General features: G+C 31.7%; 13 protein-coding genes. 9 read left to right on the top strand and 4 right to left on the bottom strand.

Annotated features, from left to right (window positions below):
• Window positions 1-85: 85 nt before the first annotated feature.
• Window positions 86-2,413: an arylsulfatase gene (locus tag I6U48_RS15605; protein ID WP_218321400.1), complete on the bottom strand. Its 2,328-nt coding sequence runs from the start codon at window positions 2,411-2,413 to the stop codon at window positions 86-88.
• A 151-nt stretch (window positions 2,414-2,564) separates the two neighbouring features.
• On the opposite strand from I6U48_RS15605, the gene I6U48_RS15600 reads away from it, so the two are divergent.
• On the top strand, window positions 2,565-4,205 hold the full coding sequence (locus I6U48_RS15600; protein WP_218321399.1) for a PucR family transcriptional regulator: 1,641 nt from the start codon (window positions 2,565-2,567) through the stop codon (window positions 4,203-4,205).
• Between the two features lie 263 nt (window positions 4,206-4,468).
• Here the strand turns inward: I6U48_RS15600 and I6U48_RS15595 are convergent, their stop codons facing one another.
• A complete protein-coding gene (locus tag I6U48_RS15595) occupies window positions 4,469-5,455 on the bottom strand; it encodes a CgeB family protein (protein ID WP_218321398.1) in 987 nt (328 codons plus the stop codon).
• 97 nt (window positions 5,456-5,552) lie between these two features.
• Between I6U48_RS15595 and I6U48_RS15590 the strand changes: the two genes are divergently transcribed.
• Window positions 5,553-6,170, top strand: coding sequence for a polysaccharide deacetylase family protein (locus I6U48_RS15590; protein ID WP_246615386.1), 618 nt, complete (start codon window positions 5,553-5,555; stop codon window positions 6,168-6,170).
• Between the two features lie 42 nt (window positions 6,171-6,212).
• Here the strand turns inward: I6U48_RS15590 and I6U48_RS15585 are convergent, their stop codons facing one another.
• Entirely contained in the window at window positions 6,213-7,190 is a 978-nt protein-coding gene (locus I6U48_RS15585) for a CgeB family protein (RefSeq protein ID WP_218321396.1), read from the bottom strand.
• A 183-nt stretch (window positions 7,191-7,373) separates the two neighbouring features.
• Between I6U48_RS15585 and I6U48_RS15580 the strand changes: the two genes are divergently transcribed.
• Window positions 7,374-7,766 carry a hypothetical protein gene (locus tag I6U48_RS15580; protein ID WP_218321395.1) on the top strand — a complete coding sequence of 131 codons (393 nt, stop codon included), beginning with the start codon at window positions 7,374-7,376 and terminating at the stop codon, window positions 7,764-7,766.
• A gap of 77 nt (window positions 7,767-7,843) precedes the next feature.
• Here I6U48_RS15580 and I6U48_RS15575 read toward each other — a convergent pair whose 3' ends face one another.
• Window positions 7,844-8,440 (bottom strand): hypothetical protein, encoded by a 597-nt coding sequence (locus I6U48_RS15575; protein ID WP_218321394.1) that lies wholly within the window; start codon window positions 8,438-8,440, stop codon window positions 7,844-7,846.
• A 483-nt stretch (window positions 8,441-8,923) separates the two neighbouring features.
• On the opposite strand from I6U48_RS15575, the gene I6U48_RS15570 reads away from it, so the two are divergent.
• The 6 genes from I6U48_RS15570 to I6U48_RS15550 form a co-directional block, all read left to right on the top strand.
• Window positions 8,924-9,265, top strand: a complete 342-nt coding sequence (locus I6U48_RS15570; protein ID WP_218321393.1) for a cupin domain-containing protein — start codon at window positions 8,924-8,926, stop codon at window positions 9,263-9,265.
• A 38-nt stretch (window positions 9,266-9,303) separates the two neighbouring features.
• Window positions 9,304-10,092 (top strand): SDR family NAD(P)-dependent oxidoreductase, encoded by a 789-nt coding sequence (locus I6U48_RS15565; RefSeq protein ID WP_218321392.1) that lies wholly within the window; start codon window positions 9,304-9,306, stop codon window positions 10,090-10,092.
• A gap of 351 nt (window positions 10,093-10,443) precedes the next feature.
• On the top strand, window positions 10,444-11,118 hold the full coding sequence (locus I6U48_RS15560) for a cyclase family protein (RefSeq protein ID WP_246615383.1): 675 nt from the start codon (window positions 10,444-10,446) through the stop codon (window positions 11,116-11,118).
• Entirely contained in the window at window positions 11,063-11,383 is a 321-nt protein-coding gene (locus tag I6U48_RS30505; protein WP_246615382.1) for a cyclase family protein, read from the top strand. The genes I6U48_RS15560 and I6U48_RS30505 overlap by 56 nt, the downstream gene beginning before the upstream one ends.
• Before the next feature lie 342 nt (window positions 11,384-11,725).
• Window positions 11,726-12,922: an MFS transporter gene (locus I6U48_RS15555; protein WP_218321391.1), complete on the top strand. Its 1,197-nt coding sequence runs from the start codon at window positions 11,726-11,728 to the stop codon at window positions 12,920-12,922.
• 512 nt (window positions 12,923-13,434) lie between these two features.
• Window positions 13,435-13,923 (top strand): 3-oxoacid CoA-transferase subunit A (locus I6U48_RS15550; protein ID WP_218321390.1); only part of this gene is annotated, 489 nt, incomplete at its 3' end.

The raw sequence follows: 13,923 nt of genomic DNA, 5'->3' as shown, positions 1-13,923 counted from the left end.
AGAAAGCATGGGAATCTTGCCATATAATTTATTGAGTACAGCTGAAGGGTTTCCCATGCATTTTCTCATTTATTTAATTTATAAACTATTGTTTTTTTGCACCATTTTGATTATTTGGTACAAACTTAGTAATATTGAATTGTACATAATCAAATTTACCTGTAAACGGAAATTCACCTAAATCTTTATAATCTTTAGATACAGGTAACAGAGTATCTTTTCCAATATCTAAACCTTCTAATGTAACCTGAGCAGTAGTTTGTATTTCACCCTGACCTACATTTTGTCCATTTATATATAATGTTCCTGTACCACTAGCCATACTTGTTCTCTTGAAGTCAAACTTCAATTCAGATTTTCCAACTGGTACATCAATATTGGAGGTTATCTTAGAAATTGTTTCAAATTTATTGTATAAGAATACAAGTTTATTATCCTTCACATAGAAGGTATAACCACCCATATTATCACCCATTGCAGCAAGAACTCCTGAGGTGGATGTATTATCTCTAGTAACAGGAACTGTTATAGTAAAACTGTTAGCATTTATTGGTGGTGCAGCTGATACGTTGATGTGACCAACTCCAGGATAATATTTGAATGTACTACGGTCTGCAGCAGAACCCTTTTTGACATATCCCATATCTCTAGGACTAAGCTCTTTCAATGGTAATATTTTGTATTTTTCTGCCTCTGACATAAACAATTTCTGAAGTTCTTTTAGTTTATCTGGATATTTATCTGCAACATTCTTAGATTCGGAATAGTCTTCACTTACATTGTATAATTCCCACTTATCGTTATCAAAAGAAGTACCATTTTTATGTGTAGCAATAGCTTTCCAGCCTTTATTATAAATAGCCCTATTAGGTGCATTATAAGTAATTGCAGTATCCCTAATCTCAGGAGCCTTAGCATTATCAAAGGTACTTGCAATACTAGTACCATACATTGGCATTTGAGTAACTCCCTTAAGAACCTTTGGAGCTTCAAATTTAAGTACATCAAGAACTGTAGGAGTTATATCCGTTACATGAACATACTGGCTTCTGATGCTGCCCTTGTCTTTGATACCTTTAGGCCATGATATTATAAGTCCATTACGTAAAGCGCCTTGGTATACACTTCCCTTGTAATTTTGGAAAGGAGTATTAGATACCTGAGCCCATCCTTTAGGATATAAGGCTTGCATTTCTGAACTACCAATGTAGTTATATTTAGCCATAAGATCCTTTGCTGATGGATTTCTTCCAGCAGACATGGCACCGATAAAGCTGTCAGTACCATCAGGTCCACCATCTTTGGTTGCACCATTATCTCCACCAAGAAGAACAATCATAGTATTGTCATATTGTCCTACTTCTTTTAGGTAACTTATCAATTTACCTACTTCTTCGTCTGCTTGTGTTATGTATCCAGCATAATTCTCCATAAATCGAGCATAAAGCTTCTTTTGATCCTCTGAAAGACTATTCCATGGTTTTACAGTAGGATCTGAAGTAGTTAGGGTAGCATTAGATGGAATTATCCCAAGCTGTTTTTCTTTATTAAAACGGTCTTGACGTACTGCATCCCAGCCTTTATCATAGACACCTTTATAGCTATCAATGTAATTTTTAGGAACCTGTTGAGGAGAATGTCCAGTCCCAAAAGCATAATTCATAAAGAAAGGTTGGTCTGGATATAGTGAAACCTGATCAGTAATATATTGCTTTGCATGTGCTAATAAGTCCTCATTAAGGTTATATCCCTCAGTCTTTGGTGCTTGTACCACTTCATTTCCATTTACCAGCTGTGGATTATATTGGTCTGTTTCACCATCCATAAATCCATAGTATTTGTCAAAACCTTTAGCTAATGGCCAATATTTAAATGGTCCTGCAGGTGTTACTGTATTAGTAGGTGCAGCATGCCACTTTCCAACAGCAAATGTACTAAAACCTTTATCTTGCAACATTTCTGCCACGGTCCCTGCTTCAGGAGTTATACTTCCTTGCAAATTAGGTCTGTCTGCTTCTAATGATACATTTGCTACTTGTCCCATTCCAACGGAATTATTTTCTCTACCAGTGAGAAGAGATGCTCTTGTTGCTGAGGAAAAGGGACAAGTATTAAAATTATTATAGCGCAAACCGTTTGCAGCAAGCTGATCTATGTTTGGAGTTCTTATTTCTGAACCATAGCAACCTAAATCTGAGAAACCGATATCATCAAGGATAATATAAATTACATTTGGTTTTTTCTCACCATTTGCGAATTTGGTTTGATCTTTTGCAGTGGTTTTAGTATTATTGGTTGACTTGTCATCAGATTTGTTAGTTAAGCTGCAGGCTGTTATACTTGTTGAAATAGTTAACAATGAACCTATGGCAACAGCTTTTTTTATAGTTTTTGAGATTGTATTGTCGACCATTATTTGATTCAACTCCTTTTTATGTTATTATCAATATAATTGCGTTTCTATGAAATAGTTTACTATCAAGTTATTTTTATCACAATGGACATGTGTTTAAATAATTGTCTTTAAGTTTTGTGCTTATGCACAATGTTATAGGAGGAAGCTTATGGATATGCATATCAGTAATCTTGTGGAAAATTTAAGTCAATACAAACCTAAGGTGTATATTAACAGAGAAGATATAACTAATATTAAGTATATCAACTACTTAGAACCTGGACTTTTGGATTTTGATCCTAATACTCTTTATGTAGGAGACATGTCAAATCTTGAAGTAACACTAGATATTTTAACTAAAGGCAATATTTTAATTGTATCAGAAGCTTCAATGCCTACTTCTATTAGTACAAATGACAACTTTAATATTATTTTTATATCTGGTGATTGTGTATTAGCTGTTTTTAACAAGGTTCTAGATATTTTTTCTGAATACATAAAATTAACAGAGGGTTCATCTAAATTACTGGAAACTCTTTCGCAAGGAAATGGGATTCAAGAGATTATTAATATGGGTTTTCAACTTATTGGAAATCCTATTTTTGTAAGAGATATAAGCTTTAGTATACTTGCTTTTACACAAGATATTATGGTGGATGATTATGTATGGAAAGAGCTTACTTCCAAAGGTTATCAACCATATGATGGTTTTCAGTATCTTATGAAGAATGGATTTATAGAAAGCACAAATAATGTGAAGATACCTGTATATTTTAAAAATATGAGTGATGCTGAATATAAAACTCTTCAGAAGGAAAAAAAGAAAATTAGCATAGAACAAAATAAAAATTATATGTTAAGACCTACCTTTGACCTAGAAGGGAAAGTAAAGATATCAAGGTTATGGTCAAATATTTTTATAGGTAATAAAGTTATAGGTCAGGTCGTTGTACTTGAGGCTTTTAAGCCTTTTAGTGAGACTGATATGTTATTAATTAAAAGCTTAAGCGATACAGTTTCACTGGAGTTGCAAAAGCACAAGTATTATGAAAACCTGGATGGGAGTAAGCTTGAACTACTGATTGTGGATCTGTTAGATGGTAAAGTGAAAGACCAAGAAACTCTAGAAGAAAAGCTTAAATTTGTTAGCTGGAATTTAAAGAAAAACTTGAGAGTGATTGTTGTTACCACAAATCAAAAGGAGATATCTAATATTCCGATTAAATATGTTAGTGGATTTTTTGAAAATGTATTTGGAAATGCCATTTGTGTATTATATGAAAGGTCTATAGTTGTAGTAGTTGGAACTAGGACTGATAAAAAATTAAGTGATATTCAACTAGAAAAGTTGAAACAATTTATGAAAGACACTGGTATGTTTAGTGGAGTTAGTCGTAATTTTTGTAGATTGCTTGATTTGAAGAAATACTATAAGCAAGCACTTGATGGAATTAGCGCAGGAAAGCACTTAAAAAAAGATATGCTTCTATTTTTTTATGATGATTATATTCTGCAAAATATGTTTGATTTATGTTCTGGTCAGGAGGCACTTAAGGAATTCTGTCATCCCTCAATTTTTACATTAATGAATTATGATTGTGAGAATAAAACAAATTACCTTAAAATTCTTCAATCTTATATAATGAGTTTTAAAAATCAGTCAGAGCTAGCGGCGTCAATGCATGTGCATAGAAATACTTTATATTATCGAATTAGTAAAATAGAAGAAATTATGAATGTTGATTTAAATGATATTGATGATTTTTTCAGTATATATCTTTCGTTCAAGATACTGGAATATCTTGAATAGATTTAGTTAATATACTCCAATATCTTAAAATATAGGTGTAAATGATGCATCAGTGTGTTGTCATGAGGGTCTATTCCCATAATTTCAGCAATCTTTGTTATAAAACAAATATGTTGTATAATACTATTGTGTACAATATATAAGTTTAGAAACAATATTAGCAAAATAAGTTAGATAAAAAGATATCTTGGCAGGTTTTCCACAGCTACTTGCCCAAGCTATTTTTTAATAATTGAAAGGTAGAAGACATAATTATATATCTTCTACTTTTCTATTAGTATATGTTCAGTTTCTAAGACCTCTAACATATACTTAGCTCTGTTCTTGTAATGATGAACCTGGACTGCTTGCTGACCATTATTCCTTATTTCTTCACGCTTTGTTTTATCTTTTAGATAGTACCTAACCAAATCCAGCGTTTCCTGAGGCGAGGAAGAAACTACTATATCCCTTCCAGGAATAAATAAACTTCTTATTTTTGGAGTATCAGAGGTCAGCAAAAAACCTTTGGAAGCAAGAATTTCATAGGTTCTTTGAGTAACTTGTGTACGATGATTTTGTATGCCTAATATTATATCAGAAGAACTGTAAACTTGGCTTGCAAGGGTATAATCTAAATATCCATGAATCCATTCTTTTGGTATATTTTCACCCAGTATAAAAGATAAATTCTCCCATCCCCAACCAAAAAAATCCACTCTAATATTTTCTTTAATAAGAGGAGAGAGAAGTGTTTTAAGAGATTGTATCCTGTAGTGTTTTGGGTATATTGTTAAGTTTTTTGGATATCCGTTGGCAACTACGGCTATAGAACAATGATATTTATTTTCCACACCTGTAAAGCAATTTACTTTGGGGTGAAAGCCAAAGTCTAAATAGTCGGCTTTGATTCCAAGTTTTTTATAATAATTTATTCTTTCTTTGCAAATTGTAAATACAAAATTAGGTTGCATTTTTTGAATTAGAGGTAATGTAAAACTGAAGGTATGAGTTGGATCTTCTGTGGCCCAGTATACATGAGGAATTTTATATAACTTAACATACTTTCTTATCCAATTCACCTTTTCATTAGCAGTGTCATTGGTCCAGCCAATACTGATAATCAAATCTGGTTTAAAACTTAAAATCATTTCGGGAATATTGTCCTTTGTTAGTTCGCCAGATACTTTTACTTCATGTCCAATATCCCTAAAGCCATTTGGAAGCCCATGTATCCACATAGGATGGCTTTGCAAGAAAAGAATTTTCACTGAAATTCACCTCGAACTTTTTTGTATTAGTATCATAATATGTAATAGAATTTATATATGATATAACTTATTAAAAGAAGGTGTATATGTTTTGAATATGATTCGAGATAATGAATCACCATCTATTCTTATAAAACACGGAAATATAAATAAAAAGCAGATTGCCTTTACCTATGATACTGGTACTAAGGATTCGGAAACTTCTGAAATACTAAATGTACTAAAAAAGAATAATGTGAAATGTACATTTTTTACAACAGGAGTTTGGGCAAATAAATTTCCAGCACTGGTTAATAGAATAGTTTCAGAAGGCCATGAAATAGCTAATCATTCCTTAGATCATCCTGACATGACCCAAATATCTTATAGTGATATGCTTAAGACTGTTATAGAGGGAGAAAAAGCAATAAAAGCTGTGACTGGAATTAAAACTACATTATTTAGGCATCCATTTGGGCATTGGAATACTGAGGTTTTAAAAGCTGTTGGTGAAGCTGGATATAAATATAGTATTTATTGGAGCATTGATACCTTAGATTGGACATTGCCGCCTATGCAGTCAATAGTAAATAGAATATTAGTAAATTCAAAAAATGGAGATATTGTACTTATGCATATTGCAGGTAATAACACCGCAGAGGCTACTGATAGAGCTATTGTGAATTTAGAAGCAAGACAATATAAGCTTGTAACAGTTAGTACAATATTAAAATAAAAGAGGTACAATTTCCTCTTTTATTTTAATGAACAAAGCTTATTAAATTATGCGATATTTTTTTAAGGTTTCAATTATATAGTCAGCCTTATCTTTATAACTACAACCAGATAAAGCTGTTTTACCATAACCAGCTATTTTTTGTCTTTCGTCAGAATTTTCTAAGTAGTAATTTACAAGTGCCACTGTATCCTCGACGGATGAAGAGGTTATTAGATGTTCATTAGATTTAAATAAGCGGTTTACTGCTGGTGTATTAGAAGTTAGTAGAAATCCGCCAGATGCTAATATTTCATAGGTTCTTTGAGTAAGTTGATTAGGATAGTTTTGTAAGCCTAATATTATTTTGGAGGAGCAGTAAACCTTATTTGCATCTCTATAATATAAATATCCATGAAGCCATTCCTTTGGAATGTGAAAGTCAAGATAGGAGTCCATTTTATCCCAATCCTTACCCCAAAAATCAATTCTCATATTATTCTTTAATAGTGGAATTATTAGTGTTTTTATAGAAGTATGCCTGTAATGCTTAGGGTGATTTTTTAGTACATTAGGGTAAGCATTAGCAACCAAAGAAATTGAACTATCATAAGCTTTATCATAGTTAACAGGTTTATGAATTTTATGAGAAAATCCAAAATCCATATAAGCAGATTTAATTCCAATTTTTCGATAAAAATCAACAATGTAAGGGCAAATACTAAATACAAAATCAGGTTGAACTCTTTGAATTAGAGGTAATGAAAAAGAAAATGTGAAAGCAGGATCTTCAATAGACCAGTATATATGTGGAACCTTTGAGGTCTTTACACATCTTCTTATAATAAGCTGATTTTTAGTAATCTGCTCATGTCCCCAACCAAGACTCATAGAAAAGTCAGGATTAAACTGAAGCATTTTATTTTTAATCATCTCTTCATCAAGGGTATCTGTAATTTCAACTTCATGCCCAGCTTCTATAAATCCTTCTGGAAGGGTATGTCGCCACATTGTACCACTTAAAAAAAACAATATACGCACAAAATTTTAGCCTCCTTTTTTCAAACCTCTTTTATATTTAGAATTCCTTATAGTATATGTTTGATAGTAAGCTATTGTTTAACCTTCGGGTTTAAATAGTCACATAAATTTTTTCAATTCATAGAATATAATAGTTTTATTTAATTGCAGTTAAGCTTTTTATTATATAAAGGAGGAAAAAACGTGAATAGAATTTTAACAAGATATGACATACTAGTTAAAAATGAAGTGGAACAAATGAATTTAGATTTTATATTAAACAGTACTGAGAAAAGAGTTATTTATGGTACAGTATGGGATGACAATCTAAAGGACCCTAAAAGAGTACCTGAAGCTTTAGTTCAAGTATTTAAGGCAGGTAAAAATTATCAAGAAGATCCATTAGATATAAAACTAATTGGGTATGTTATAACTGATAATAGCGGAGATTTTATAGTAGGACCTTTTGATCTTGGAACAATGGTAATTTTTAAGATATTTAAGTTTTGGGGCAATAATAACTTTGATGATGAATACGGTGAAGGCTCCTTTCAAACTAGTGGTGAACATATGAAAATAATAACTGAGGAATTATAAATATAGATTATTTTATTCTATAAAAGTTTTTATAAGTGAGAAATTTAAGCATCAGATTTAAAGTAATAGTCTGATGCTTAAATTTCATTTATTATTCTTTCATAGGTGCATTTCCGTCTTGATATGGTATGAGTTAAGGATGGCTCCAGTGCTGAGGCGGTTAAAATGTTAAGCATAGTCAATTCTTTTTCGGGATCAATGCTCTGTATTATTTTTTCAGCTCTATAGGATCCAATCTGATTTTCTAGGTCAGCAAAAAATGCTAGAGCTTTTTTATCCTTTATTCCTAGCTTTTTTCCATGATTTATATATGCCTCTATATCCACCAGTAGTAGTTCAATTTGAGCAATTACTCCTTTCTCGGTGATTAATAATTTTCGTATTGCTTTACATTCAAAAGAGTCTAATATTTTATTATCCCAAAACTCATCATCTTTGTTCACATCATCTAAAATGTTGGTTCCATCTAAAATTGTTTTAGCCTGTTCTTCGTCTTTACTTATAATAATTTTTAGCAGTCTTTTTGCTCTAAGACCATTCCATTGTAATAGTCCTATACTTGATGCAGAACCATCATACTGATTTATAGAATTATAACAACCTTCATTGCCAGATATTATCCCGGCAATTTTAAATATTAAGTCTTTTAATTCAGTAGTATCATTATTACCCATGTTATTCACCTGTTTTAGATATTTTTTATATAGTATGATTTTAAAATAGAAAGCGTGATGATTACTCAAACAGGTCAAATTAAATAGATGTATTTTTTTATTTAAAAGAGTTAACTTTTTTATAAAGTCTTTGACCGTTTAATATTGATACAAATACAAATTGGTTCGATACAAAATTGAATTACGATAAAAAACCATATATGTAATGGTTTTTTGATTTTTCTCAGCAAAAAACGATTCGATTTTGTATTAAAAAAGCTTTGTGAGTTATCAAACGTTTTCATTGAGGTAATTTTAACAATCAAATCCAAATAGATTGTTAAAATTTTTTTTGTAATAGAATCAATACTTTCAAGCTGTTTTTAAAAAATATAAATAAGATTTTGTGAGTTTTTTAACACTTTGGCACGGCACTTGCTAAATATATAAGTGTGAAAAACAAAAATATAATTATAGATACCAAATTTAAGGAGGAAAATTAAAATGAAAAAAGTTGAATTAAAGGATGTAAAAGCATATCTTGCTCCATTACATTTTGACATGAGATCAATGAAATTACACGGAACAGAAGAAACAGGAGCAAAACAATTTTGGATGGGAATGTCTTATTTCTTACCAGGTGGTGGTGCTGAATATGCATATGAAGATTCACCAACTGAGAAAATATACTTCGTATTAGATGGAGAAATTACAGTAAAATCAAAAGATGAAACATTTGTACTTAAAAAGAATGACTCTATTTTCATGGGACCAAATGAAGGAAGAGAAATGATTAATGAAACAAATACAGTAGCTACAGTTTTAGTAGTTATAAGCTATAAATAAGATCAGTTATAAAAATTAAGTATTAAGGAGAGAATAAAATGCTTGATAAACAATTTGTAAACAACTTATTTGATGTTAAAGGAAAAGTTGCCCTTATAACAGGAGCTACAGGTGCTTTCGGAAGAGCAATTGCTTTTGGTTATGGACATGCAGGTATGAAGGTTTTCGTTACAGGACGTGGAGATGCAAAATGTAAAGCTCTTTGTGATGAATTGGAAGCAGCAGGAATTGAATGTGGATATTCAACAGGAGACCCAGCAATAGAAGCAGATGTACAAAAAGTTGTTAATGATACAGTTGCTAAATTTGGAGAAATCAATGTATTAGTAACAGCAGCAGGATATAATAATCCACAACCAATAGTAGAACAAGAGTTAACTGAGTGGAAAAAGATTATGGACTCAGATGTTCAAGGAACATGGTTATTCTGTAAATATGTTGGACAAAAGATGATTGAACAAGGAAAAGGCGGAAAAGTTATAATGGTATCTTCTGCTCGTTCAAAGATGGGTATGGCTAACTACACAGGTTACTGTACAGCAAAAGCTGGTATCGATCTTATGGCTCAATCACTTGCATGCGAATGGACTTCAAAATATGGAATAAATGTTAATACAGTTAATCCAACAGTGTTCCGTTCAGACTTAACTGAATGGATGTTTGATCCAGAAAGTGCTGTTTATAAGAACTTCTTAAAACGTCTTCCAATTGGTCGTCTTGGAGAACCAGAAGACTTTGTAGGACCATGCATTTTCCTTGCTTCTAGTGCAAGTGACTTTATGACAGGTGCTAATGTTGCTACAGAAGGCGGATATTGGGCTAACTAAAATTTAATTCAGCTTTTAGCATATACAAAATTTTCAATTAAACATAAGCAAATTGTGATTCTGCTTTATTAGAGGACAGAGGACATTTGACAGAGGACAGTGAAGGTGGATTTTTCTCCGTTATACTACGAAAAATCTTTAATTTTACCTTTGGTAAATAAGGTTTAATTAAGCCATGATTAATTAAACCGATGATGTTTCGCTTTAGTGAAACAAATCCACAAGAAATAAATTAGTTTTCTGACGTAAGGAAGAAAACTTACCTTCACTGTCATCTGTCCTCTGCTAAAAATATGCTTAGATATTTAAACATTGAAAAAATAATTATGAAATTCTAGGAGGAATATAAAAATGGGAAAGAAAGTATATATAGATTTAACACATCCGTTCAGTGCAGATATACCACGTTGGCCTTACTTTGTAAAGCCAGTAATTGATTCTATGCACACAATGGCAAAAGGCGGAGTTCTTACACAAAGAATAGATTGTGTACAACACACTGGTACACACTGTGATGCGCCACGTCATGTTATGGAAATTGAATTCGATGGAAAGAGAGCTCGTTATACTCATGAAATGCCAGTTGATGCATACATGGGCGATGCAGTTTGCTTAGAAATCAAAGTTGGACGTTGGGAATTAATCACAGCAGCACATCTTGAAGATGCTTGCAAACGTGCAAATATTAAACCAGAAGAATTAGAAGGAATGGTTGTTTGCTTAAATACAGGAATGCATCGTAAATATGATGATTCAAAGGCATATTATCATTACGCATGTGGAACAGGTCTTGAAGCTGGAAAATGGTTTGTAAAACACAAAGTAAAATGTGTTGCAATGGATGGACAGGCCCTTGACCATCCTCTTCACACCGCCATGGGTAATAATGGAGCTACTAGATTAAACTTACTTGGCGCTTCAGGAAAACCAATTACAGAAGAATACAAAGAGCAGTTTGGTGAAGAAGCTTATGCTGAGTTTGACAAAGAAGAATACATCAGAGTTGCACGGCCAAGAGGCCTATGATGCTAAATTCGGTGATCTAGAAGCAATCGGATGCTGGGGAACATGGGAACCTTGCCATAAAGAAATGTTAGGACATGGCATCGTTGGTGTTGAAAACCTTGGTGGAGATTTAGATAAAGTATCTGGAAAACGCTTCAGATTCTTATGTCTACCAATCAGATGGTACATGGGCGATGGATCTATGGTTCGCTGCGTTGCTGAAATAGATGAAGATGATGTAAATAAAGATGTAGCAGATAGAGTTTACACCTATGGTGGATTTTAATTTTAAATTATCAAAACTATAAACTAAAAAATAAAAATCGTTAGAATATATTATATAATTCCTAATTTTACTTCAATTTTATTTTGATTTATCCCTTATCTTTTAGCTGGAAATTGTTATTATTAAATCTGATAATTAAATCTAAAAGATAAGGGCATAACTATATTGTTATTTGTAAAATAGCTTGGGCAAGTAGCTGTGGAAGGTTTGCCGAACATATTTTGTTATGCAAAAAATTTTCAAGACATATTGTTTAAAAACAATCTTAACAATGAGGATTTTTAATTTGTTAAAGGCAGTTATATATATTATATTGTTAATAAAATATCAAGGAGGTTACCTATGAGTAATAAAAAATTGTCAAAATTTAATGTTTTTACGATTCTGTTAATACCCTTTGTTTGGATATATGAACTTTCAGTAGTTGCTCCAATATTAGGTGAAGTAGGAAAAGCATTTCCTACTGCTTCAACTTTTGAATTACAGCTAGTTGTAGTTATGCCGTTCTTTGCATCAATTCCTTTTAGTATAATTGCAGGAAAACTGGCTAAGAAATACGATAAAAAGAATTTGATTATAATAGGATTACTTATTTATGGTCTTGCAGGTATCACACCATTTTTCTGTCATACGCTGCATCAAGTATTAGTCTTTAGATTAATCACTGGTATAGGGGTTGGTATGGTATTACCGCTTCCAAATTCTATTATTGCAGAACTGTTTACAGGAACTCAAAGAGAGAGAATGCTTGGTGCAACTACCAGTGTAGCTAATGTAGCTAATGTACTTGACAGTATTGCAGTAGGGTTTATTTTAACACTTGGATGGAAATATCCATTCTTATGCTTTACTGTTTGTATTCTCATAATGTTTGTTGCAATGGCTGGATTACCAAAATGTCCTCCAGTTGCTCAGCCTGCTGCATCAAATACACAAACTTCAGGAAAAGGGGTTCCGAAGATAGTATATGGATTACTTCTTTTTATGGCAGTTAACTGGATGTTTTTCTCATTTAATATTAATAATACTGCATTGTTCATGGTTACAGAACACATTGGTTTACCTTGGATGATTGGTATAGCAATTTCACTTCCAGGAGGAATTAGTATTATATCGGGAATAGTTTTTCCGAATTTTTATCACAAAACAAAAAATTATTTAGTTCCTATATCTATAGCTATCTTTGCTGTAGGATATGTAGTAATGTATTTCACTCACAGTTTTGCAGTTCAATGTATTGCTAATTGTTTGATTGGTTTTGGTTCTGGATTACTTCCACCTTATATTTTGAACTTAACATCAACAAAAGTTGAACTATCTAAAAGAGACAGTGCATATGGTATTGTAACTGCTGGTATTCATATTGGATTCTTATCATCTCCATTTATCCAACTTCTTATATCAACAATTACAGGTATTGAAGCATTTAGAAGTTTGTATGGAATGTGTGCTATTGGATTAGTTATATGTACAGTAATATCTTTCTTTGTAGTAATGAGAATTAAGAAAGACCCAGTAGCGGAAATAGCAGCAGAGTAAATATATTTTTAGAGGACAATTGAAAGAGGATAGAGGACAGTGAAGGTAAGTTTTTTTTCTTCAATGTCCTCTGTCCTCTAAAATGTTTAACTTATGTTAACTGCTACCAAATAAATATTTTTTATAATTTAAGCATCTAATTAAGGCATCTATATATGAAAATATTTTTATTTTATACTTTGTTGTTTTGTGTCATATAAGTCTTTGATACAAAAATGCATTGAAATAATACATTTTAACATCAAAACAAAAAACACAAATATGGCACTTTTTATTCAAATTGTAGTAATTTGATACAAAAATGAATCAAAATCTGAATAACGTTTTCATTGATATTATATTATCAATGAAGAAAACAGGAAATTATAAAAACAAAAAATGATGATTGAACCCAGTATTTTCAATAGTTATACATTTTTTAAGTAAAAAAGATTTGTCAAGTTAATACTTTGGCACAGGAGTTGCTATAAATAACTATGACAAAACACAAATTAAAGTGAAGGTGATGAATAATGAATAAAGTCAAAAGTATTGATGAAGTAATGGAACATATAAAAGATGGAATGACTGTTATGATAGGTGGTTTTATGGGAGTAGGAACTCCAGAACCTATTATTGATGCAATAGTCAAAAAAGGAGTAAAAGATCTAACTATAATAGCAAACGATACAGGATTTCCAGATAAGGGTATCGGAAAATTAATAATGAATAAACAAGCTAAAAAAGTTATAGCATCCCATATTGGATTGAATCCTGAAACTGGAAGACAGATGAATGCAAAAGAAATAGCAGTAGACTTAGTACCTCAAGGCACATTAGCAGAGCAGATAAGATGTGGCGGTTCAGGTATAGGTGGTTTCTTAACAGAAACTGGAGTAGGAACAATTGTAGAAGAAGGAAAGCAAAAGATAAAAGTGGGAGATAAAGAATATCTTTTAGAATTACCGCTAAGAGCAGATATAGCTATAATAGGTGGATCTATAGTGGATAAAAAAGGTAAT

This window comes from Clostridium thailandense, assembly GCF_019207025.1.
GTDB lineage: Bacteria > Bacillota > Clostridia > Clostridiales > Clostridiaceae > Clostridium_AM > Clostridium_AM thailandense.
Note: the sequence above shows the minus strand (reverse complement) of the source record. Positions and strands in the feature narration are given on the sequence as shown.

What these genes read in the sequence shown, in the direction of transcription:
- I6U48_RS15605 (WP_218321400.1), bottom strand. Translation starts at nt 2,413, where the DNA reads ATGGTCGACAATACAATCTCAAAAACTATAAAAAAAGCTGTTGCCATA.
- I6U48_RS15600 (WP_218321399.1), top strand. Translation starts at nt 2,565, where the DNA reads ATGGATATGCATATCAGTAATCTTGTGGAAAATTTAAGTCAATACAAA.
- I6U48_RS15590 (WP_246615386.1), top strand. Translation starts at nt 5,553, where the DNA reads ATGATTCGAGATAATGAATCACCATCTATTCTTATAAAACACGGAAAT.
- I6U48_RS15575 (WP_218321394.1), bottom strand. Translation starts at nt 8,440, where the DNA reads ATGGGTAATAATGATACTACTGAATTAAAAGACTTAATATTTAAAATT.
- I6U48_RS15570 (WP_218321393.1), top strand. Translation starts at nt 8,924, where the DNA reads ATGAAAAAAGTTGAATTAAAGGATGTAAAAGCATATCTTGCTCCATTA.
- I6U48_RS15565 (WP_218321392.1), top strand. Translation starts at nt 9,304, where the DNA reads ATGCTTGATAAACAATTTGTAAACAACTTATTTGATGTTAAAGGAAAA.
- I6U48_RS15560 (WP_246615383.1), top strand. Translation starts at nt 10,444, where the DNA reads ATGGGAAAGAAAGTATATATAGATTTAACACATCCGTTCAGTGCAGAT.
- I6U48_RS30505 (WP_246615382.1), top strand. Translation starts at nt 11,063, where the DNA reads ATGCTGAGTTTGACAAAGAAGAATACATCAGAGTTGCACGGCCAAGAG.
- I6U48_RS15555 (WP_218321391.1), top strand. Translation starts at nt 11,726, where the DNA reads ATGAGTAATAAAAAATTGTCAAAATTTAATGTTTTTACGATTCTGTTA.